The 22039-nt window shown below is 66.2% G+C and carries 21 protein-coding genes; 16 read left to right on the top strand and 5 right to left on the bottom strand.

Going from position 1 to position 22039, the window contains the following annotated elements; genetic code table 11:
- Window positions 1-57: 57 nt before the first annotated feature.
- Window positions 58-2886, bottom strand: coding sequence for a ribonuclease E/G (locus tag WCL10_RS09315; protein WP_336895354.1), 2829 nt, complete (start codon window positions 2884-2886; stop codon window positions 58-60).
- 648 nt (window positions 2887-3534) lie between these two features.
- Between WCL10_RS09315 and WCL10_RS09320 the strand changes: the two genes are divergently transcribed.
- The 7 genes from WCL10_RS09320 (at window position 3535) to WCL10_RS09350 (ending at window position 11741) form a co-directional block, all read left to right on the top strand.
- Window positions 3535-4419: an N-acetylmuramoyl-L-alanine amidase gene (locus WCL10_RS09320; RefSeq protein ID WP_336895355.1), complete on the top strand. Its 885-nt coding sequence runs from the start codon at window positions 3535-3537 to the stop codon at window positions 4417-4419.
- Window positions 4420-4516: 97 nt separating this feature from the next.
- Window positions 4517-7045, top strand: a complete 2529-nt coding sequence (locus WCL10_RS09325; RefSeq protein ID WP_336895356.1) for a transglycosylase domain-containing protein — start codon at window positions 4517-4519, stop codon at window positions 7043-7045.
- A 62-nt stretch (window positions 7046-7107) separates the two neighbouring features.
- Entirely contained in the window at window positions 7108-7653 is a 546-nt protein-coding gene (locus WCL10_RS09330; RefSeq protein WP_336895357.1) for a peroxiredoxin, read from the top strand.
- Window positions 7654-7740: 87 nt separating this feature from the next.
- The gene (gene prfB, locus WCL10_RS09335) at window positions 7741-8868 is read left to right on the top strand and encodes a peptide chain release factor 2 (RefSeq protein WP_336895358.1); all 1128 of its coding nucleotides are present in this window, start codon (window positions 7741-7743) and stop codon (window positions 8866-8868) included.
- Window positions 8869-8900: 32 nt separating this feature from the next.
- On the top strand, window positions 8901-9611 hold the full coding sequence (locus tag WCL10_RS09340; protein WP_336895413.1) for a class I SAM-dependent methyltransferase: 711 nt from the start codon (window positions 8901-8903) through the stop codon (window positions 9609-9611).
- A gap of 9 nt (window positions 9612-9620) precedes the next feature.
- Window positions 9621-11030: a nitronate monooxygenase gene (locus tag WCL10_RS09345; RefSeq protein ID WP_336895359.1), complete on the top strand. Its 1410-nt coding sequence runs from the start codon at window positions 9621-9623 to the stop codon at window positions 11028-11030.
- 27 nt (window positions 11031-11057) lie between these two features.
- On the top strand, window positions 11058-11741 hold the full coding sequence (locus tag WCL10_RS09350) for an alpha/beta fold hydrolase (protein WP_336895360.1): 684 nt from the start codon (window positions 11058-11060) through the stop codon (window positions 11739-11741).
- A 208-nt stretch (window positions 11742-11949) separates the two neighbouring features.
- Here the strand turns inward: WCL10_RS09350 and WCL10_RS09355 are convergent, their stop codons facing one another.
- From WCL10_RS09355 to WCL10_RS09365, 3 genes are read right to left on the bottom strand one after another with little or no spacing between them, the layout of a single operon-like run.
- Window positions 11950-12375 (bottom strand): ester cyclase, encoded by a 426-nt coding sequence (locus WCL10_RS09355; RefSeq protein WP_336895361.1) that lies wholly within the window; start codon window positions 12373-12375, stop codon window positions 11950-11952.
- Window position 12376: 1 nt separating this feature from the next.
- A complete protein-coding gene (locus WCL10_RS09360; protein ID WP_336895362.1) occupies window positions 12377-13684 on the bottom strand; it encodes an ammonium transporter in 1308 nt (435 codons plus the stop codon).
- A gap of 35 nt (window positions 13685-13719) precedes the next feature.
- Window positions 13720-14745, bottom strand: coding sequence for a D-glycerate dehydrogenase (locus WCL10_RS09365; protein ID WP_336895363.1), 1026 nt, complete (start codon window positions 14743-14745; stop codon window positions 13720-13722).
- A 112-nt stretch (window positions 14746-14857) separates the two neighbouring features.
- Here WCL10_RS09365 and WCL10_RS09370 point away from each other — a divergent pair, with 112 nt between their 5' ends.
- Window positions 14858-15340 carry an SH3 domain-containing protein gene (locus tag WCL10_RS09370; RefSeq protein WP_336895364.1) on the top strand — a complete coding sequence of 161 codons (483 nt, stop codon included), beginning with the start codon at window positions 14858-14860 and terminating at the stop codon, window positions 15338-15340.
- A 53-nt stretch (window positions 15341-15393) separates the two neighbouring features.
- On the opposite strand, the gene WCL10_RS09375 is transcribed toward WCL10_RS09370, so the two are convergent.
- Complete coding sequence (locus tag WCL10_RS09375; RefSeq protein ID WP_336895365.1) at window positions 15394-16590, bottom strand: acetyl-CoA C-acyltransferase; 1197 nt, start codon at window positions 16588-16590, stop codon at window positions 15394-15396.
- Between the two features lie 125 nt (window positions 16591-16715).
- On the opposite strand from WCL10_RS09375, the gene WCL10_RS09380 reads away from it, so the two are divergent.
- The 8 genes from WCL10_RS09380 (at window position 16716) to WCL10_RS09415 (ending at window position 22008) form a co-directional block, all read left to right on the top strand.
- On the top strand, window positions 16716-17465 hold the full coding sequence (locus WCL10_RS09380) for a prepilin peptidase (protein ID WP_336895366.1): 750 nt from the start codon (window positions 16716-16718) through the stop codon (window positions 17463-17465).
- 197 nt (window positions 17466-17662) lie between these two features.
- On the top strand, window positions 17663-18037 hold the full coding sequence (locus WCL10_RS09385; protein WP_336895414.1) for an NADH-quinone oxidoreductase subunit A: 375 nt from the start codon (window positions 17663-17665) through the stop codon (window positions 18035-18037).
- 5 nt (window positions 18038-18042) lie between these two features.
- Window positions 18043-18603: an NADH-quinone oxidoreductase subunit B family protein gene (locus tag WCL10_RS09390; RefSeq protein ID WP_336895367.1), complete on the top strand. Its 561-nt coding sequence runs from the start codon at window positions 18043-18045 to the stop codon at window positions 18601-18603.
- Window positions 18604-18617: 14 nt separating this feature from the next.
- Window positions 18618-19448, top strand: a complete 831-nt coding sequence (locus WCL10_RS09395) for an NADH-quinone oxidoreductase subunit C (protein ID WP_336895368.1) — start codon at window positions 18618-18620, stop codon at window positions 19446-19448.
- A 157-nt stretch (window positions 19449-19605) separates the two neighbouring features.
- Window positions 19606-20817, top strand: coding sequence for an NADH-quinone oxidoreductase subunit D (locus WCL10_RS09400; protein ID WP_336895369.1), 1212 nt, complete (start codon window positions 19606-19608; stop codon window positions 20815-20817).
- A complete protein-coding gene (locus WCL10_RS09405) occupies window positions 20814-21164 on the top strand; it encodes a nuclear transport factor 2 family protein (RefSeq protein ID WP_336895370.1) in 351 nt (116 codons plus the stop codon). The genes WCL10_RS09400 and WCL10_RS09405 overlap by 4 nt, the downstream gene beginning before the upstream one ends.
- A complete protein-coding gene (locus WCL10_RS09410) occupies window positions 21164-21832 on the top strand; it encodes an NAD(P)H-dependent oxidoreductase subunit E (protein WP_336895371.1) in 669 nt (222 codons plus the stop codon). Before WCL10_RS09405 ends, WCL10_RS09410 begins: the two co-directional genes overlap by 1 nt.
- Window positions 21832-22008, top strand: coding sequence for a hypothetical protein (locus WCL10_RS09415; protein ID WP_336895372.1), 177 nt, complete (start codon window positions 21832-21834; stop codon window positions 22006-22008). The genes WCL10_RS09410 and WCL10_RS09415 overlap by 1 nt, the downstream gene beginning before the upstream one ends.
- The last annotated feature ends 31 nt before the right edge of the window (window positions 22009-22039 follow it).

Here is a 22039-nt window from a genome sequence, read left to right on the forward strand (position 1 = left end):
GCCCTCCCCGCTCGGGCTGAGCGGGGAGGGCCTGATTCGCCTTGAGGCTGCCTGATGTCAGGCGCCGAAGGTGCGCTGCCACCAGCCGCGACGCGGCTCGCCGGGCTTTTCATCAGCCGGGGCAGGCTCGTCAGCCGGAGCAGGCTCTGCAGCCACGGTTGCCGGCGCCGGTTCGGCCTCGGCGACAGGCTCGGCCGCTGCCGGTGCTTCGGCGGCGATCACTTCGCTTTCGGGCGCATCAGCCTTCTTGCGGCGCGTGCGCTTGGGCTTGGCCGGGGCTTCGGCTTCTGCCGGTGCCTCGATCTGCACCTCGGCCGAAGGGGCTTCGGCAGCCGGTGCATCGACCGCTTCGCTTTCAGGCGCATCGGCCTTCTTGCGGCGCGAACGCTTGGGCTTGGCGGGGGCTTCGGCCTCGGCGCTCACCGGCTCGACTGCCGGCTCCGGCGCGGCGACAGGCGCAGCAGCTTCGGCCTCGCCGGCTTCGGCATCGGCCTTCTTGCGGCGCGTACGCTTGGGCTTCGCAGGTGCTTCGGCAGCGGGCTCAGTCGCTGCTTCGGGCACTTCGGCAGCGACTTCGGCGGGCTCGCCATCATCGCCTTCGGCTCCGGTCTCGTCCTGAGCCTGTGCGTCGCCAGGCTGACCTTCGCCGTTTTCACGGCCACCGCGCCGACGGCGACCGCGACGGCGGCGCTTGCGCGGACCGCGTTCCTCGCCGCCCCGTTCTTCGCCCCGCTCCTCGTTCTCGGGGGCGCCTTCGCTGCCTTCCTCGTCGTCATCGCCATCGAGGTCCGCCGCATCGCTCCCGGTCTCGCCGGCAGGAGCAGCCTCGCCGCCCTCGCGGTCGCGGCCACGGCCGCGCCGGCGCTTGCGGCGCTTGCGGCGACCGCCATCGCCATCGCCCTCCTCGCGGTCACGGCCCTGCGGGCGCTCGCCGCGGCCTTCGTCCTGGGCTTCCTCGTCCTCGTCGTCCTCGGCGTATTCTTCCTCGTCGAGGTTGTCCTCTTCGGGCTCCACGATCGGTTCGAAGCGCGGCACGAATGAAGGCTTGGGCCCGCGCGAGGCAACGCGCATCTTGGCGCCCTCGTTCTCGCCTTCGGGGATCACTTCGACGGTGACACCGTAGCGCATCTCGATCTCGGCAAGATCGGCGCGCTTGGCGTTGAGCACGTAGATCGCCGCTTCCTGGCTGGCATAGAGTGTGATGATCGTGCCCTTGCCCTTGGCAGCCTCGTCCTCGATCATGCGAAGGGCCGAGAGACCTGCCGAGGAAGCGGTGCGCACGAGGCCCGAACCGTCGCAATGCGGGCAGGCGCGGGTGGTGGCCTCGAGCACGCCGGTGCGCAGGCGCTGCCGGCTCATTTCCATAAGGCCGAAGCCCGAGATGCGGCCGACCTGGATGCGCGCGCGGTCATTGCGCAGCGCGTCCTTCATCGCCTTCTCGACCTTGCGGACGTTGGAGCCGTACTCCATGTCGATGAAATCGATCACGACGAGGCCTGCCATGTCGCGCAGGCGCAGCTGGCGGGCGATCTCGCGCGCAGCTTCGAGGTTGGTGTTGACCGCAGTCGCCTCGATCCCGTGCTCCTTGGTCGAGCGGCCCGAGTTGATGTCGATCGAGACAAGCGCCTCGGTCGGGTTGATCACGAGGTAGCCGCCGCTTTTGAGCTGCACGACCGGATCATACATCGCGGTGAGCTGATCCTCTGCACCGTAACGCTGGAACAGCGGCACCGGATCGGCGTACTGCTTCACCCGCTTGGCGTGGCTTGGCATGAGGAGCTTCATGAAGTCCTTGGCGGCGCGGTAACCGTGCTCGCCCTCGACCACCACTTCCTCGATGTCGCGATTGTAGATGTCGCGGATCGCGCGCTTGATCAGGTCGCTGTCCGAATGGATCAGCGCGGGCGCCGAGGACCTCAAGGTGCGTTCGCGGATCTCGTCCCACAGACGGGCGAGGTAGTCGAAGTCGCGCTTGATTTCCGGCTTGGTGCGCTGGAGGCCTGCGGTGCGCACGATGCAGCTCATCGAGCGGGGCAGTTCCAGCTCGGCCATGATCGACTTCAGGCGCTTGCGGTCTGCGGCCGAGTTGATCTTGCGGCTGATGCCGCCGCCGTGGCTCGAATTGGGCATGAGCACGCAGTAGCGGCCGGCAAGGCTGAGGTAGGTGGTGAGGGCGGCGCCCTTGTTGCCGCGCTCTTCCTTGACGACCTGGACGAGCAGCACCTGGCGGCGCTGGATCACGTCCTGGATCTTGTAGCGGCGGCGCAGCGCCATTCGGCGGGCGCGCAAGTCGTCGGCCTCGCGCGCCTGGGCGCGGGGTGCGCGCTGGCGGCGGGGGCGGCGGGGACGATCATTGTCCTCTTCGCCGTCGCGATCCTCGCCGTCATCGCCGTTGCCGTTGGCGTCTTCGTCCTCGAAGCCGTTTTCAACGACGCCGCCTTCGATCGTCGCGACCTGGTCCTTTTCCGAGGTATCGACCTCGGTCACACCCTCGTCGCCATCGTAGCCATCGTAGTCGTAGCGGTCGTCGCCGCCCTCTTCGTCGAGATCACCGTGCTCGGCCTCGTCGGCGGCGCGCAGCGCGGCTTCTTCCTCGGCGTGGGCAGCTTCCTCGGCAAGGAGCGCCTCGCGGTCTTCCTTGGGGATCATGTAGTAATCGGGATGGATCTCGCTGAATGCGAGGAAGCCATGGCGATTGCCGCCGAAATCGACGAAGGCCGCCTGAAGCGACGGTTCGACGCGAGTTACCTTGGCGAGGTAAATGTTGCCTTTGATCTGCTTGTGATCGGCAGATTCAAAATCGAATTCCTCAATCCGGTTGCCATTTAGCACCGCCACCCGGGTTTCTTCCTGGTGGCGCGCATCGATAAGCATGCGCGTGGTCATTATAAAGTCTCCAGCCGCGCGGCCACGGGTCGGAACCCGGGAACTGGGCGCGGTTCAATGTGAAAGCGCGATAGCCGCCATGGCCGGGCCCGGACCCAGAATTGCACTGGGCCGGAGCCGGAGCGGGGCGTTTCGCGAATGCGGATGTGCCGGTTCGGAGCGCGGGGAAGGCCACAGTTGCTGGCCTTGTGCGCTCGCCGCCCGGCGGCGGTTGGTGCGTGTCTGCCTTGTGGACGGTCCGTGGCGACTGGCACGGACCGATGACCGCCAAGCCCGCACGGTCCCCGTAAAGGGGCCTCGGCTCTAACGGTGCACGGCTTTCCATCAAGACATCAACCTCTGGCGCGAACAGGGATGGCTCGTGGCCGGTTCCTGACGCGTGCGTTTCCGGAGCGGGCAAGATAATCCGCGCCGAGGCAACGCCTTGTACCTGCAGCGACAAACCGAACGGAAAAGCGCGGGGCCGCAGGATTTGGGGCGGAGCCGAGGCCGATCGGGGCTCGTTCCAGATCGGCTCTGCTAGCACCTCATTTGCCAACCAGCAATTAAAACCATGACAGGATGGCTGCGGTGGGATGTCGGCCCGGTCCGCTTCCGCCGCAATTGGTGCTGGACCGGCATGATCCCGGCATTGCATAGCCTGACGTCATGAAGTGGGGTGCCCTGATCGCCGTGGGACTTGGCGTGCCGTTGGCCGCGCTGGCCGCGCTTGGCATTCTGTTCGCGTTGGCCTCGGCCGCGCCCGACTATGTACCCGACTACGTCGTGCGGATCGTGCTGCCAGAGCGCACCGCCCAAATCGGCTTGCCCCGGATCGAGGGCCCTGCCGATGCGAGCCGTGCGCTGGTGGTGATCGACGCGGGGCACGGCGGGCACGATCCCGGTGCGAGCGGCTTGGGCGGCGAAAAGGAAAAAACGATCACGCTCGCGCTGGCGCTCGGCCTTCGCGATGCGCTGCTCGAAGGCGGACGGGTGCGCGTGGCGCTGACCCGCGACGGCGACCGCTTTCTCGCGCTCGAGGAGCGATCGGGCATTGCCCGGCGGCTGAGGGCGGACCTCTTTGTCTCGATCCACGCCGATGCCTCGGAATCGCCGGATGCGACCGGGGCGACTGTCTATACCTTGTCCGACCGCGGATCGGACGCGGTGGCCGATGCGGTGGCGACGCGCGAGAACCGCGCCGATATGGTCAACGGGGTCGAACTCGGCGGCAAATCCGATGCGGTCGCCGCGATCCTCGTCAATCTCTCGCAGCGCGAAATGCGTGAGCGCTCGAAGCGCTTCGCCGCGCTGGTGCTGCGTGAGGGGGCCACCTCGGTGCGCTTTCACAGCGACCCCGAGCGCGAGGCAGCATTCGTTGTGCTGAAATCGCTCGATCTGCCTTCGGCGCTGATCGAGGCGGGCTATATCAGCAGCCCCGACGACGCGCGCGCATTGGGCAATGCGGCGTGGCGCAAGGGTTTCTCGAAAGCGGTGGCCGAGGCAATCGAGATATACCTTGCGCGCACCACTGCCGGGGATGGCGGGGGCTAGGCTGCCCGGCTTCCCGGGCACCGGCGCAAGGCCGGGGAATTTGGCTGTTGCTCCCCACTGGCCTTGCGGCAAAAGGCCATGCTAAGGCGCGGCGCAGATGGCGAATGATCCTTCCCTTCCCGGGCCCGATGGCACTTCGGCGCGCTGGCGTATCCGGCGCGGCGCTGCGGGGCTGCTTTCCCGCGCGCGTGACTTGTGGCGCGGGCAGGTATGGGTGCGGCGCGCGGGCTATGCGCTTGGCGTGCTGGCGGTATTGTACCTGATCCTTTGGGTCGCGGTAATCCGCACGCTGCCATCGGCCGACAAGCTGTTGACCTACCAGCCGCCGCTGCCGACCATGGTGCGCGGCAACGACGGGGAGATCGTCTCGAGCTATGCGCGCGAACGGCGGGTGCAGCTTCGCTTCGTCGATTTTCCCGAGCCGCTGATCAATGCGTTCCTCGCGGCCGAGGACAAGTCGTTTTTCAGCCATGGCGGCGTCGATTTCACCGGGCTTGTCGGCGCGATGGTGGACTACGCGACCAAGTACGGATCGGGCGAGCGGGCACGCGGCGGCTCGACCATTACCCAGCAGGTTGCCAAGAACATCCTCATCGGCAACGAATACTCCGTCACGCGCAAGCTCAAGGAAATGATCCTCGCGCGGCGCATCGAAAGCGTGCTGAACAAGCAGCAGATCCTCGAACTCTACCTCAACGAGATCCCGCTGGGGCGGCAGAGCTTCGGCGTGCAGGCGGCGGCGCGGGCCTATTTCGACAAGGACGTGGGCGACCTCAAGCTGCATGAGGTGGCGTTCCTGGCGATCCTGCCCAAGGCGCCTGAGACATACGGCCGCGCAAAGTTTGCCGACAAGGCGCTCGAACGGCGCAGCTATGTGCTCGACCAGATGGTCAAGAACCGCTGGGCCACTCCGGCCGAAGCCGCTGAAGCCAAGGCGCAGCCGCTTGGCCTGGTGCAGCGGCGGGCCGAGAATTACACGGCCGATGCGGGCTATTTCTTGGAGGAAGTGCGCCGCCAGCTCATCGACAAGTTCGGCGAGAATGCCGACAATGGGCCCAACAGCGTCTATGCGGGCGGCCTCTGGGTGCGCACGTCGCTCGATACCGAACTGCAGACCGGCGCCCAGACGGCGCTGCGGGCAGGGCTGCTGCGCTTCAGCGCGGGTCGGGCCTGGAGCGGACCGATCGCGAAGCTCGATGTTTCGGGCAACTGGCAGACCGAGCTCATTACAAGCAACCTTTCGATCCATTATGCCGACTGGCGGATCGGCGTGGTGCTTGAGCGACGCGGAAACGATGGGCGGATCGGTTTTTCCGACGGCAGCACGGGGCCACTCTGGGCCATGCCGAGCGCGATGAAGCCGGGCGATGTGATTGCTGCGGCGCCTTCGGGTGGCGGCTGGGCGGTGCGCGTGGTGCCGGAAGTTTCGGGCGGCATGGTGGTCGAGGCGCCGCAGAGCGGGCGCGTGCTCGCCATGCAGGGCGGCTTCGATTCGCGGCTGGGCTCGTTCAACCGCGCGACGCAGGCGGTGCGTCAGCCCGGTTCGACGATCAAGCCTTTCGTTTATGCGACCGCGCTAGACAACGGGATGACGCCCGCCTCGATGGTGCTCGACGGCACGTTCTGCGTCTATCAGGGCGCGGCGCTGGGGCAGAAGTGCTTCAGGAATTTCGGCGGCGAAGGCGGCTCGGGCAGCCACACCATGCGCTGGGGTCTTGAGCAATCGCGCAACCTGATGACCGTGCGCATCGCCAATGACGTTGGCATGGACAAGGTGGTGCGCACGATCAAGGGCGTGGGCATCGGGAACTACCAGCCCTATCTCTCGATGGCGCTGGGCGCGGGCGATACGACCGCGTCGCGCATGGCCAATGCTTATGCCGCACTTGCAAACCATGGCCGCCAGCACGAGCAGACGCTGGTCGATTACGTCCAGAACCGCGACGGCAAGGTGATCTGGAAGGCGGATACGCGCGATTGCGCCGGGTGCAACATGGCGCAGTGGGATGGGCGACCGATGCCGCGGATCGCGCCGACCGGCAAGCAGGTGATGGACCCGCGCACTGCCTACCAGGTGGTGCATATGCTGGAAGGCGTGGTGGTGCGCGGCACCGCGCTGACACTTGCGGACCTCAAGCTGCCGCTTTTCGGCAAGACGGGCACGACTTCGGGCCCGACCAACGTGTGGTTCGCCGGCGGTTCGCCAGACATCGTAGGTTCGCTTTATCTCGGCTATGATCAGCCGCGCAGCCTGGGCGGCTATGCGCAGGGCGGGCGCATCGCCGCGCCGATCTTCAAGCAGTTCGTGGAACTGACCCGCAAGCGCTGGAGCGACGCGCCCTTTACCGTGCCCGAGGGCATTCGCATGGTGAAGATCGACCGGGTGACCGGCCGGCAGGTGTTTGGCGGCGAGCCGCAGGACTATGTACGCCAGGCCTCGGTGATCTGGGAGGCGTTCAAGCCCAACAGCGAACCGGCGCGCACTTTCCGGCCCGAGGACCAGACCTTGAAGGAGGCGGTGCTCGAGGCGATCCGCAAGGCGCGAGCCGCGCAGGGCGACGCTGCCGGCGAGGACGTGCCGGTCGAGGAAGGTGATTTCGTCGAGGACAAGGGCGGGATCTACTAGGCGTGCCCGCCTGCACCAATTGCCGGTTCACGCCCCGCCTTCTTGCTGATAGTCTTGCAGTCATGAACAAGATCCTCCTCGCCGCCACAGCAGCGCTCGCCCTCATCGTCCCCGGTTCAGCCATGGCCGAGCTCAATCAGGGAGCCACGGCCCCCGACTTCACGACGCAGGGCGCGCTGGCGGGCAAGCCGCTGTCGGTCAGCCTCAAGGCGCTGCTGGCGAAGGGGCCGGTGGTGCTCTATTTTTATCCCAAGGCCTTCACCCAAGGTTGCACGCTGGAAGCGCACGCATTTGCCGAGGCGAGCGGTGATTTCGCTGCAGCCGGCGCGACTGTGATCGGCATGTCGAACGACGATCTGCCGACGCTGCAGAAGTTTTCCACCGCCGAATGCCGCGACAAGTTTACCGTGGCTGCCGCGTCTCCGGCCGTGATCAAGGCCTATGACGTGGCGCTCAAGATCGCCGGCGTGCCGAGCGGCCTCACCAAGCGCACGAGCTATGTGATCGCAAAGGACGGTCATATCGTCATGGTCCATTCGGACATGGACTACCGCGACCATGTGCGGCTGACGCTTGAGGCAGTGCAGAAGCTCAAGACGGCTGGCTGAACGCCGCGCCGGGCTCCGCGCGGGGCTTTACAAGGCGCGCCGCTTCGCTAAGCGGCTTGGCTCCCGGAACCTGGAGTGAGACCCATCATGCGTGCCGAAGGGCAGGCCCATATCGACCGCATCGAAGCCGCGCTGCGGCTCGTGCGCAAGTTCCTTGACTGGGACCGCGCAGTGCGGCGGCTCGACGAGCTGAACGCGCGGGTCGAGGACCCGAAGCTGTGGGACGATCCCAAGGCGGCCGAGGCGGTGATGCGCGAGCGGCGGCGGCTGGACGCCTCGATCGGCACGGTGAACCAGATCAGCGCCGAAATGGCCGATGCGATCGAATTCGTCGAACTGGGCGAAATGGAAGACGACGAGGCGACCGTGGCCGAGGGGCTGGCAAGCCTTGCGGCGCTGGCCGAGCGGGCGGATGCGGACAAGGTCCAGGCGCTTCTGGCAGGCGAGGCGGATGGCTCCAACGCGTTCCTCGAAGTCCACGCGGGTGCGGGCGGCACCGAAAGCCAGGACTGGGCCGAAATGCTGCAGCGCATGTACACGCGCTGGGCCGAGCGGCACGGGTTCAAGGTGGACCTGCTCGATTATCATGCAGGCGAAGCTGCGGGCATCAAGAGCGCGACGCTGCTGATCAAGGGCGAGAACGCCTACGGCTATGCGAAGACCGAGAGCGGCGTGCATCGGCTCGTGCGGATCAGCCCCTATGACAGTTCGGCGCGGCGGCACACTTCGTTCAGTTCGGTCTGGGTCTATCCCGAAATCGACGACAACATCGACATCGAGATCAATCCCGCCGACCTCAAGATCGACACTTACCGTGCATCCGGCGCGGGCGGGCAGCACGTCAACACCACCGATTCGGCTGTGCGCATTACCCACGTGCCTTCGGGCATCGTCGTGGCGAGCCAGATCGACCGCTCGCAGCACAAGAACCGCGCAACCGCGATGGGCATGCTGAAGGCGCGGCTCTACGAAGCGGAACTGGCCAAGCGCGAGGCGGCGGCGAGCGGGGAATATGCCGCCAAGACCGAGATCGGCTGGGGTCACCAGATCCGCTCCTACGTGCTGCAGCCCTATCAGCAGGTGAAGGACCTGCGCACCGGTGTCGTCAGCACCAACCCGACCGACGTGCTCGACGGCGCGCTTGATCCATTCATGGCCGCCGCGCTCGCCCAGCGGGTGACAGGCGAGAAGGTGACTGTGGAAGACGACGATTGAGGCGGGGCGGCGCCCTCCTTGCCATGGTGGCGATGCTGGCGGCGTGCCGCGGCGCGGCGCCGGATGACCGCGCGCCGCAAGACCGTGCCTTCCCGCGCCCCGAGCGGCCGGTGGCGAGCGTCGTCTCGACCCAGTGGGCGCCAGAGGAGCAGCGCGACAAGCAGGGTGAGGCGCAGAGCGTGATGGACGAGGCCGAGGTCGCCCCGGGCATGACGGTTGCCGATATCGGCGCGGGCGAGGGCTATTACACCGTGCGCCTCGCTGCGCGAGTCGGCCCCAAGGGGCGCGTGTTGGCGCAGGATATCGACGCGGGCGCGTTGCGGCGACTGGGCGCGCGGATCGAGCGCGAGCAACTTGCGACTGTCTCGATCAAGCAGGGCGCGCCCGATGATCCACGGCTGCCGGCGAATAGCTTCGACCGCGTTTTCATGATCCACATGTACCATGAGATCGCCGAGCCCTATCCATTCCTGTGGCGGCTGTGGCCCGCGCTCAAGCCGGGTGGTTCGGTCATCGTGATCGATGCCGACCGTCCGACCGACAAGCATGGCACGCCCGCAGCGCTGCTTTTTTGCGAATTCGAGACAGCGGGCTTTCGCTTGGCTGCGTTTCGCCGTAAGCCGCACGTGTCAGGCTATTACGCTCAGTTCGTACCCGCAGGCAGCGGGCCGCCTGAGCCGAGCCGAATGCGATCCTGCCATGCGGGCACCGGTGCCGGCATGGATAAGGGCGGGGGTCTCTAAGGGAAGAAAATGTCTGCGTTCAAGGGTTTGAAGCCGATCGTATATGGCGGCCGCGAAGTGTGGCCCCTTATCGAGGGCGGCAAGGGTGTGGCCGCGACCAACCACATGAGCTCGGGCGCGTGGGCTGCGGCCGGGGGCATCGGCACGGTCAGCGCGGTCAATGCCGACAGCTATGACGCAACGGGCAAGATCGTCCCGCAGGTCTATGCCCAGCTCACCCGCAAGGAACGCCACGAGCAGCTCATCCGTTACGCCATCGACGGCGCGGTCGAGCAGGTGCGCCGCGCCTATGATCTGGCCAGCGGCAAGGGCGCGATCAATATCAACGTGCTATGGGAAATGGGCGGCGCGCAGCCGATCCTCGAAGCCGTGCTGGAGAAGACTCGCGGCCTCGTCGCCGGTGTGACCTGCGGTGCGGGCATGCCCTACAAGCTCTCCGAGATCGCGGCGCGGTACGGGGTGAACTACCTGCCCATCGTATCTTCAGGGCGCGCGTTCCGGGCGCTGTGGAAGCGGGCCTATCACAAGGTGCCGGATCTTCTCGGCGCGGTGGTTTATGAAGATCCGTGGCTTGCCGGCGGGCACAATGGCCTTTCCAATGCCGAGGATCCGAGGAAGCCCGAAGACCCCTATCCGCGCGTGAAAGCGCTGCGCGATGTTATGCGCACCGAGGGCTTGCCCGACAGCGTACCGATCGTGATGGCGGGCGGCGTCTGGTTCCTGCGCGAGTGGGAAAACTGGATCGACAATCCCGAGCTCGGCGGCATCGCCTTCCAGTTCGGCACGCGTCCGCTGCTGACCGAGGAAAGCCCGATCCCGCTGGCGTGGAAGGAGCATCTGCGCACGCTCGAGCCGGGCGACGTGCTGCTGCACCGCTTCTCGCCCACCGGCTTCTATTCCTCTGCGGTGCGCAACCCCTATCTGCGCGCGCTGGAGGCACGCTCGGAGCGGCAGGTCCCCTATTCCAAGGTTTCGGCGGGCGAGCACACGGTGCAGCTCGACGTCGGCGTCAAGGGCAAGAACTTCTGGGTCACGCCTGCCGACCGCGACCGGGCGCGCACCTGGCACGGCGCGGGCTTTGTCCATGCGCTGCGCACGCCTGACGATACGGTGGTGTTCGTGACAACGGCGGAGCGTGAGGAGATCCAGCAGGACCAGAAGGACTGCATGGGCTGCCTCTCGCACTGCGGGTTCTCCTCGTGGAAGGACCACGACGACTATACCACCGGACGGCTGGCCGATCCGCGCAGCTTCTGCATTCAGAAGACGCTGCAGGACATCGCGCACGGCGGACCGATCGACCAGAACCTGATGTTCGCCGGACACGCGGCCTACCGCTTCAAGCAGGACCCGTTCTATTCGAACAACTTCACGCCCACTGTGAAGCAGCTGGTGGACCGCATTCTCACGGGCGATTGAGCCTGTGGGGATGGGCCCTGCGCTGCCATGACCGGGGCTCCGCCGCGCTGGCGCTGGGCGCTGGAATTCCTCGCTCTGCCCAAGATCCACGCCGCGCCTTTCCGCGCGCCGGTGCGTGTTGCGCCATTCGGGCGGGGTCGGCCGGTGATCGTGATACCGGGCATGATGTCGGCCGACCGCGCAACCGCGTTGCTGCGCGCCTCGCTCAAGGCCGCCGGCTTCGACGCGCATGGCTGGGAAGAAGGGATGAATACCGGAGCCCGGCCTGCCGAGATCGCGCGGCTGGAACAGCGGCTCTGCCAGTTGGCGGCGCATTCGGGCGAGCCGGTGGTGCTGATCGGCTGGAGCCTTGGCGGGCTCTTTGCGCGGGTGCTGGCACAGCGCCATCCCGAAGCGTGTCGGCTGGTGCTGACGCTCGGCTCGCCCTTTTCCGGCGACCGGCGCGCGAACAACGCCTGGCGGCTTTATGAAGCGCTCAACAACCACAAGGTAGACGAGCCGCCTTTTGCGGAGGACCCGGGCGCCAAGCCGTCTGTGCGCACGGTCGCGGTCTGGTCGGCGCGTGACGGGATCGTGGCGCCGCACTGCGCGGCGGGCGAGGCGGGGCAATCGGACCGGGTGATCGAGGTGCCCTACAAGCACTTCGAACTGGCAAGCGCGCGCGGGGCGGTGGCGGAGATCTTGCGGATCTTGCGCGAGGAATTGGGGTAGCGCCGGGTCCTTTTTTCTCGTTCGTGCCGTGATCGCAGGGACCGCCAAGAAATCACTCGAGATGATCGAAACGCTGCACGGCTCGCATAGCGGCTGCGCCGAAAGTCGGACAACTCAGCGGTCTCTCCGCGAAACCTTCTTTCCGGATTTTCGCGTCCTTTGGCGAGCCAGACTCTCTCTCCGCCCTTTGCGCGAGTCTCCGACCAACTCAGCCCCGGTTCGCCTGCAATTGCTGGAACACGCCGAGGCGGTCGGCGATTTGCCAGTGGCCGGTAAGGCGGTCGTCCGCATTGAAGCCGTAGGCCGTCGCGCCGGACATGCGGATCGTCTGGCCGGTGGCGGGGAAGCCGGGAAAGTCGCCGAGGTGGGTTGCGGCCCAGGTCCAGGTCATGATCACCGAATCGGCGTCCGCAGCCATGCGCAGCACGGTGAAGCGCTGGTCGGGGAAAGGCGCGCGCGATTGCAGCAGGCGCTCGGTGAAGGCGGCGGGGTCGAGCGTGCGGCCTTCCCACGGATCGCCGGGATCGTGGTGGATGGTGTAGGCGTCTGCGAGATAGCAAGGCACGGCAGCGGCATCGCCCCGGTTCCACACAGCCTCGATGAAGGCGGCGAGTTTGGCCTTGCGCCCGCTCACCTCACTCGAACTCCCAGGCGCGTTCTCCGTGGCTGGAGAAGTCGAGCCCTTCGCGCTCCTCGTCCTCGGTTACACGCATCGGGATGACCATCGAGACCGCAAGCGCGCAGATGACCGTACCAAGTGCGCTCCATGCCGCCACGATGCCAACGCCTGCGCCTTGCGCGAAGAGCTGGCGCAAGAGGCTCATGCCCTCGCCATAGCCGGTGCCGCCGAGCGAGGGCTCGAGGAACACCGCCAGCAATATCGCACCGAACATGCCGCCCACACCGTGGACCGCGAAGACGTCGAGCGAATCGTCGATCTCGAGGCGGCGCTTGACGAGGAGAATCATCGGGTAGCACAGCGCCGCGGCGCCAAGGCCGAAGAGGATGGCCGCGCCCGGTGCGATATAGCCCGCCGCCGGCGTAACTGCGGCAAGGCCCGCGACCGCGCCGGTAGCAAAGCCCACCGAGGTCGGCTTGCCGATGCTGATCTTGTCCATCAGCAGCCATGCGAGCGCTGCGGCGGCTGCGGCGGCGTGCGTGTTGATGATGGCGGAGGCGGCATCATCGGTAGCGGCAAGCGCCGAGCCGCCGTTGAAACCGAACCAGCCGACCCAGAGCATGGCTGCGCCGACCATGGTGAGTGCGGGCGAATGGGGCAGCATCTGCATCTTGGGAAAGCCGGTGCGCTTGCCGATCAGCAGGGCGGCAATCAGCGCCGAGACGCCTGCGGTGGTGTGGACGACTATGCCCCCGGCAAAATCGATGGTGCCGAGGCGGCTCGCCAGCCAGCCGCCGCCCCAGACCCAGTGCGCGACAGGGGCATAGACAATAAGGCTCCACAGCGCGGTGAAGGCAATAACCCAGCCGAAGCGCGCGCGGTCGACCCATGCGCCGACCATGAGCGCGGGCGTGATCGCGGCGAACATCATGTGGAACAGCGCAAACGCGCTTTCCGGGACGGCAGTGCCTTCGCGGACATTGCCGAGTACGAGCAGCATCCAGGCTGACCCGCCGCCGATCCAGCCGCTGGAGACCGGGCCGAACGCAAGCGTGTAGCCCACCGCGATCCAGAGCAGCGAGGCCATTGCCGCAATGGCGCCGATCTGCACCGCAACGGCAAGGAAGCCCTTGGCGCGCACCAGTCCGCCATAGAACAGCGTGAGGCCCGGAAGCGTCATCAGCAGGACGAGCGCGGACGAAGCGAGCAGCCACGCGGTATCGCCGCTGTCGCCTACATCAAGTGCCTCGGTCACCTGGGCATGGGCCAGCCCGGGCAGAGTGAGGGCGCTGGCCGCAAGGGCCATCGCAAAAGCCTTTTTCATTGTTCTGTCTCTCTCCCGGGCTGGCTTCTTTGCGGTTATGCCCAGCCTTCAAGTACCTGATCGGGCGGACGATGGCCGTCGGCCCAGAAGCGGATATTGGCAATGACCTTGCTGCCCGAGGCGGTGCGTCCTTCGAACGTGGCGCTGCCCATGTGCGGCAAGAGCGAGACATTGCCGAGCGTGAGCAGGCGTGGATCGATCTTCGGTTCGTGCGCGAAGACATCGAGCCCGGCACCGCCGATGCGGTTTGCCTGCAGCGCCTCGATCAGTGCGTTCTCGTCGACGACGTCGCCGCGGGCGGTGTTCACGAGATAGGCCTCGGGCTTCATCAACGCGATGCGGCGCGCATCCATCAGGAAATGCGTTTCGGGTGTAGAAGGGCAGTGGAGCGTGACGATGTCCGCCTCGCGCACCAGGGTGTCGAGATCGGGCTCGTAGCGCGCGCCGACCATGCGCTCGAACGCTTCGGGCAGGCGCTGGCGGTTGTTGTAGACGATTTCGAGCCCGAACGCGCGCGCGCGGTGCGCAACTGCCTGGCCGATGCGGCCCATGCCGATGATGCCGAGCCGCTTGCCGCTGATGCGGTGGCCAAGCAGCGTGGACGGCGCCCAGCCGGCCCAGTCGCCCGAGCGGATCACGCGGCCACCTTCGGCCAGGCGGCGCGAGACTGCGATGATCAGCGACATCGTCATGTCCGCCGTATCGTCGGTGAAGACGCCGGGAGTATTGGTGACGAGGATTTTCCGCGCACGCGCCGCCGAAAGGTCGATGTGGTCCGTCCCCGCACCGAAGCTGGCGATGAGGCCAAGCTGTGGGCCGCAGGCGGCGATCAGTTCAGCGTCGATCCGGTCCGTCACCGTGGGAACAAGGACATGAGCGTCCTGCACTGCAGCCTTTAGCTCATCGGCCGAGAGCGGACGATCGTCAGGGTTAAGCGTGGCGTCGAACAGTTCGGCCATGCGTGCCTCGGTCTCGGGCAGCAGGCGGCGAGTGACGAAGACGCGGGGGCGGCCTTCGATCCGGCGCGTGGGCCGATAGTCGCTCTGGTTGGCAGCGGGCATGTACTATCGCTATGCCGCCAATCGCCGCTCGGTCAAGCACCCGGTTGCCGAGCGCTGCGAATGCTGTATCGCAACAATGTGTTTTGGCCGTGTTGATGGAGGAAGGTTGGTCGTGCCCCGGTCCGTAACCCCGTTTGCTTTCCTTCTGGCACTGGCGGCCGTGCCCGGCCTTTTCGCGACAGCTCCGGCGCAAGCGGCGGACGAGGACAATGCCCCTTATTGGGCCTCGCTGCGCAACCAGCCGGCGAACCTGCGCGTGGGCCCGGGGCGTGAATACCGCATCAGCTGGGTCTACATGCGCGCCGGGCTGCCGATGAAAGTCTTGCGCACGATTGGCGGGTGGCGACTGGTCGAGGATATCGACGGCGCGCGGGGCTGGATGCTGTCTCAGTTTCTCGTCCGCACCCGCAGCGCGACGGTCAAAGGCGGCATGGCTGAAATCCGCGAGAACGCCGATGGCACGGGCCGGCTGCTGTGGCGTGCGGAGCCGGGCGTTACGGGCAAACTGGGCGATTGCGGCCCGGCGTGGTGCAAGTTCGATATCGACGGGCGGCGCGGGTTTGTGGCGAAAGCCGCAGTGTGGGGCGCTGATTGAGGGAAGAATAGGGCCCGTTCCGGTATTTGGGCCCTATCTTCCCCTCTATCCGTTCACATCAGTTCGACTGCGACCGCAGTGGCCTCGCCGCCGCCGATGCACAGGCTGGCGACGCCGCGCTTCTTGCCGTGGCGCTGGAGAGCACCGATCAGCGTGGTGACGATGCGTGCGCCCGAAGCGCCGATCGGGTGGCCGAGCGCGGTGGCGCCGCCGTGGACGTTGATCTTCTCATGCGGGATGCCAAGATCGTGCATCGCGAACATGGCGACGCAGGCGAACGCCTCGTTCACTTCGAACAGATCGACGTCAGCCACGCTCCACCCCGCGCGCTCGAGCAGCTTGGTGATCGCGCCGACCGGGGCGGTGGTGAAGTCCTTGGGTGCCTGTGCATGTGCGGCCATGGCGACGACGCGGGCGACGGGCTTCAGGCCATCGGCTTCGGCGACGCTGGCGCGGGTGAGGACGAGCGCGGCGGCACCGTCCGAGATCGAGGACGACGTGGCGGCGGTGATCGTGCCGTCCTTGGCGAAGGCAGGCTTCAGGGCCGGAATCTTGTCCGGCTTGCCCTTGCCGGGGGCCTCGTCGGTATCGACCACGGTTTCACCACTGCGGCTGACCACCTTTACCGGTGCGATTTCGGCGACGAAGGCGCCTTCGGCAATTGCGGTCTGCGCGCGGCGGAGCGATTCGATCGCGTAGGCATCCTGCTGCTCGCGCGTCAGCTGGTATTCGTTGGCGGTGTCCTGCGCGAAGGTGCCCATGGCGCGGCCGGGCTCGTAGGCATCTTCAAGGCCATCGAGGAACATGTGATCATAGGCGGTATCATGGCCGATGCGTGCGCCCGAGCGGTGCTTCTTGAGGAGGTAGGGCGCGTTGGTCATGCTTTCCATGCCGCCCGCGACAACTATGTCGATGCTGCCCGAGGCAAGCGCCTCGGCGCCCATGATCAGCGCCTGCATGCCCGAGCCGCAGACCTTGTTGACTGTGGTGGCCTGCACCGAAGTCGGCAGGCCCGCGTGGATCGCAGCCTGACGCGCAGGGGCCTGGCCAAGACCGGCGGGGAGAACGCAGCCCATATAGAGCCGCTCGACCTTGTCTCCCGCGATGCCGGCGCGCTCGACCGCGGCTTTCACCGCGGTGGCGCCAAGCTGGGTCGCGGGGACATCGGCGAGCGAGCCTTGCATGGCGCCCATCGGCGTGCGCGCGAACGACAGGATGACGACGGGATCTGCGGCGGAGAACTGGACCATAGGGGCGATTCCTGTGCTAGGGACGCTGTGCGGTCCCGGGGCTTGCCTTCATGTAGCCGTCGGGGCGCACGAATTCAATTCGCGGGGACGCGGTCGATGAGAGGAAGGGCCGGGGACTTGGCGGCATGACAGGTATGCTGATCCTTGCCGCCGCGGTGCTGGGTGCCGTGATCGGCAGTTTCATCGGCGCGACGCTGGTGCGCCTGCCTGAAGGGCGGTCGGTGCTGACCGGACGTTCGGCCTGCGACGGCTGCGGCAAGGCGCTGACGCCGGCCGAGCTGATCCCGGTGGTTTCCTGGGTTGTGCAGGGCGGCAAATGCCGGGCATGCGGCTCGGCCATCAACCGCTGGCAGCTGGCGGCGGAGCTGGGCGGTGCGCTGATCGGCGCCGTGGCAATGGGCCTCAGCCCTTTTCCGGTCTGGGCAATGCTGCTCGGCTGGCAACTCCTGCTACTCGCCCTGCTGGACCTCGGCCACATGTGGCTGCCGCGCAAGCTATCCGCCCTGCTGGCAGCCAGCGGTGCGCTGTTCGCGCTCGTGATGACCTCTTGGACCGGAGACGTCATGATCCTCGTCCAGTCCATGGTAGGCGGTGTCTTCGGCTTTGCGACGCTATGGCTGCTAGGGCAGGGCTATCTGGCCTGGCGCGGGCGCGAGGGGCTGGGCGGGGGCGATCCGCCGCTGCTCGGCGCGATCGGGCTCTGGCTGGGGCCGCTGGGGGTGATCCACACGCTGTTGGTGGCGAGCCTTGGCGGGCTGGCGGTCGCCGCCGTGCTTCACCGCGTGGGTCGGCGCATCGCGCCCGACACGATGCTGCCGCTGGGGACCTTGCTGGCCGCAGCGGCTTGGCCGGTGTACCTGTGGCAGGGGCTTTGATATTGCAAATCATTATTACGCCTTGATCATCCGCGTGCACCCCCGAACGGCACTGAAAACCGGGGCAGAGCAAGCCATCCACAGACAAAAGCTTGGATTTTGAGCCTCATCGGGTCATGCCGCACTTGCACATGATCCCGCCCGGGACTAGGGCGCGGGGCATTGGAAACAGGCGAGTCAATCCCTTGGCCGAGCAACTGCCCTATCTCTCGCAATACCTGCCGATCCTCATCTTTCTCGGCATCGCGCTCGCGCTTTCTTGCGCCTTCGTGTTCCTTCCGATGGGCGTCGCGCGGCTGACTGGGGCGCACAACCCCAACGCCGAGAAGCTGAGCGAGTATGAATGCGGCTTCCCCGCGTTCGAGGACCCGCGCAGCCAGTTCGACGTGCGCTTCTACCTTGTCGCGATCCTGTTCATCATCTTCGACCTTGAAGCGGCGTTCCTCTTTCCCTGGGCGGTGAGCCTGAAAGAAAGCGGCTGGGCTGGCTGGGGCACGATGATGCTGTTCCTGTTCGAACTGATCATCGGCTTCATCTACGCGTGGAAGAAAGGGGCGTTGGACTGGGAATGAGCACAATGTCACCCTCTGCGGCCAACTCTTCGATCATCCCGGCGACTGCGGCAGGCCTGCCGACCGCGCCGGATCAGGCTTTTTTTGACGGCCTCAATGCCGAGGTTTCGGACAAGGGTTTCCTTGTCGTCGGCACCGAGGAGCTGTTCCAGTGGGCGCGCACCGGCTCGCTGTGGTGGATGACCTTCGGCCTCGCCTGCTGCGCGGTCGAGATGATCCACGTCAACATGCCGCGGTATGACATGGAGCGCTTCGGCGTCGCCCCGCGCGCTTCCCCGCGCCAGTCGGACGTGATGATCGTGGCAGGCACGCTGTGCAACAAGATGGCCCCTGCGCTGCGCAAGGTCTACGACCAGATGTCGGACCCCAAGTACGTCATCTCGATGGGCAGCTGCGCCAATGGCGGCGGCTATTACCACTACAGCTATTCGGTTGTGCGCGGCTGCGATCGGATCGTGCCGGTCGATATCTACGTGCCGGGCTGCCCGCCAACCGCCGAGGCGCTGCTCTACGGCGTGATGCAGCTGCAGCGGAAAATCCGCCGCGTTGGAACGATCGAGCGCTGAGGGGCCCTGCAGAGATGACCGTGCATCATTCCGCCCCCCGCTACGCTCCATTCGACGGAGTGCTAGAGACGCTGACCGCCGCACTGGGCGATATGGTCGTCTCCGCGCGCGAGCAGCATGGCGAGATCGTGATCCATGTCGTGCGCGAGCGGGTGATCGAGGCGCTCAAGGCGCTGCGGGACACGCATCAGTATCAGCAGCTGATGGATATCGCGGGCGCGGACTATCCCTCGCGCGCCGAGCGCTTCGAGGTGGTCTACTGTCTGCTTTCGCTCACGAAGAACCACCGCCTGATCGTCAAGGTCTCGACCGACGAGGCGACGCCGGTACCGACCGCGACGGTGCTGTGGCCGAACGCTAACTGGTACGAGCGCGAAGTCTACGACATGTACGGCGTGCTGTTTGCCGGGCACCCGGACTTGCGCCGCATCCTGACGGACTACGGCTTCCAGGGGCACCCGTTCCGCAAGGACTTCCCGCTGACCGGCTATGTCGAGCTGCGCTATTCGGAAGAAGACAAGCGCGTCGTCTACGAGAAGGTCGAGCTGGCGCAGGACCTGCGGCAGTTCGATTTCATGAGCCCGTGGGAAGGCGCAGACTACGTGCTGCCGGGTGACGAGAAGGCTGCGACGCCTCCTCCGCCGCCGCCACCTCCGCCGCCGCCACCCCCTCCGCCGCCCGCGCCTGAGCCGGAACCGGTGAAGGATGAACCGGCACCGGTCGTGACCGACGAGGCACCTGCACCGGCCAAGAAACCGCGCGCGAAGAAGGCTGCGCCCGCCGAGGGTGAGGCTGCGGCCGAGAAGCCCAAGCGGACTCGCAAGAAGAAGGAGGACGAGGCGTGAGCGCTGTGTCTCTTCTTTGTCCTCCCCATTTTTCCGCAGGACAAATGGGGAGGGGGACCGCCCACGCAGTGGGTGGTGGTGGGGTCTTTACCCCTCTGTCAGCGCTTCGTGCTGCCACCTCCCCATTTGCGCTCCGCGAAAACGGGGAGGACCGAGCATGAGCCTGAGCCTTGAACAGTCGCCGACCACCGGCGACGAGGTCATCAGCAACTACACGATCAACTTCGGGCCCCAGCACCCGGCGGCTCACGGCGTGCTGCGCATGGTGATGGAGCTGGACGGCGAGATCATCGAGCGGATCGATCCGCATGTCGGCTTGCTGCATCGCGGCACCGAGAAGCTGATCGAGCACAAGACCTATCTGCAGGCGCTGCCCTATTTTGACCGGCTGGACTACTGCTCGCCGCTCGCGATGGAGCACTCCTATGTGCTGGCGATCGAGAAGCTGCTCAATATCGAGGTGCCGCTGCGCGCCCAGTATCTGCGCGTGCTGTTCGCCGAGCTGACGCGCATCTGCAACCACATGCTGAACCTTGGTTCGCACGTCATGGACGTCGGCGCGATGACGCCGAACCTGTGGATGTTCGAGATCCGCGAGGATTGCCTCAACTTCTTCGAACGCGCTTCGGGCGCGCGGATGCATGCGGCGTGGTTCCGCCCCGGCGGCGTGCACCAGGACGTGCCGCTCAAGCTGCTGACCGACATTGCTGACTGGCTGGATACCCGCCTGCCGCAACTGTTCGAGGACGCGATGAGCCTCGTGGTCGACAACCGCATCTTCAAGCAGCGCAACGTCGATATCGCGATTGTGAGCCGCGAGGACGCGATTGCCTGGGGCTTCTCCGGCCCGATGATCCGCGCGGCGGGCATTCCGTGGGACCTGCGCAAGAGCCAGCCCTACGATGTCTATGACCGGATGGATTTCGAGATTCCGGTGGGCACGCGCTCGGACTGCTACGACCGGTTCATGGTCCGCGTCGAGGAAGTGCGCCAGTCTGCGCGGATCATGAAGCAGTGCCTGGCCGAGATGCCGGAAGGCCCGATCTCCAGCAGCGACCGCAAGGTCGTGCCGCCCAAGCGCGGCGAAATGAAGCAATCGATGGAAGCGCTGATCCATCACTTCAAGCTCTACACCGAAGGCTTCCACGTGCCGACGGGCGAAGTCTACGTCGCCACCGAAAGCCCCAAGGGCGAATTCGGCGTCTATCTGGTCTCGGACGGTTCGAACAAGCCGTATCGCTGCAAGATCCGCCCGACGGCGTTCAGCCACCTGCAGGCGATGGACTTCATGTCGAAGGGCCACATGCTGCCCGACGCGACCGCCATTCTGGGCGCGATCGACGTGGTGTTCGGGGAGTGCGACCGGTGAGCAAACTCGCCACCGCCACGGCCATGATCGCCGCGTACAATGCTCAGGATGTGGACACGTATGTCTCGTACATGACCGACGATGCCTGCGAGGCGAACTATCGCGGGGATGTCGTGCGCGAAGGCAAGGAGGGCACGCGTTCGGGCCTTGCCGCCGCGTTTGCGCGCTGGCCGCAGAACCATGCCGAGATCACGCACGCGCTGGCCATCGGCAACTACGTGCTGATGCGCGAACACGTGACGCGCGGGCCTGCGGCCGACGGTTCGGCGCTGGTCGAGCCGTTCGACGTCGTCGCGGTCTATTCTTTCGAAGGCGAGAAGTGCTCTCGCGTGGAGTTCATTCGCTGATGGCTGACCGTCATATCGAACCTGATACCCCCGAGCTCCGGGCGCGTTGGGGCAGCTTTGCCTGGACGGCGGAAAACGCCGAGAAGGCCAAGGACATCATCGCGCGCTATCCTGCGGGGCGGCAGCGCTCGGCGGTGATGCCGCTGCTCGATCTGGCGCAGCGTCAGGTCGGCGCGGAAGAGAACACGCAAGGCTGGCTGCCGATTCCGGTGATGGAGTATGTCGCCAAAGAGCTCGACATGCCGATCATCCGCGTGGTCGAAGTCGCGACGTTCTACACGATGTACAACATCGCGCCGATCGGCCGGTTCCACGTGCAGGTCTGCGCGACGACGCCGTGCATGCTGCGCGGCTCTGACGACATCATGGCGGCGTGCAAGGCGCGCGGGCTTCACAAGGGCCACACGACCGAGGACGGCCTGTTCACGCTGACCGAAGTGGAATGCATGGGCAACTGCGCCTCTGCGCCGATGGTCCAGATCAACGACGACAACTACGAGGACCTGACCGCGGCAGACATGACGCGCATCCTCGATGAACTGGCGGCGGGCAAGCAGCCCAAGACGGGCACACAGCTGCCGGGGCGCCATACGGTCGAGCCGGTGGGCGCGCTCAGCACGCTGACGGCGATGGCCGAGGCCAATCACGACTACCGGGGGGAATGGTGATGGCCCTCAATCAGATCCTGATTGCCGTGGGTGCGGTGCTGATGGGGCTGGGGCTCCTCGATCTGGCGCGTGACGGCTCGCTGGGAAGCTGGGCGATTGCCGTTGCCGCAGTGCTGATCGCCTTTGCGACGCGCGGCGATGCGCCGAAGAAGAACGGAGCGAACGATGCTCGCTGAAGTTCCTGCAATGCGTTGCCTCGTCTTTGCG

The organism is Novosphingobium sp. (genome assembly GCF_037133355.1).
In the GTDB taxonomy this organism is placed as follows: Bacteria; Pseudomonadota; Alphaproteobacteria; order Sphingomonadales; family Sphingomonadaceae; genus Novosphingobium.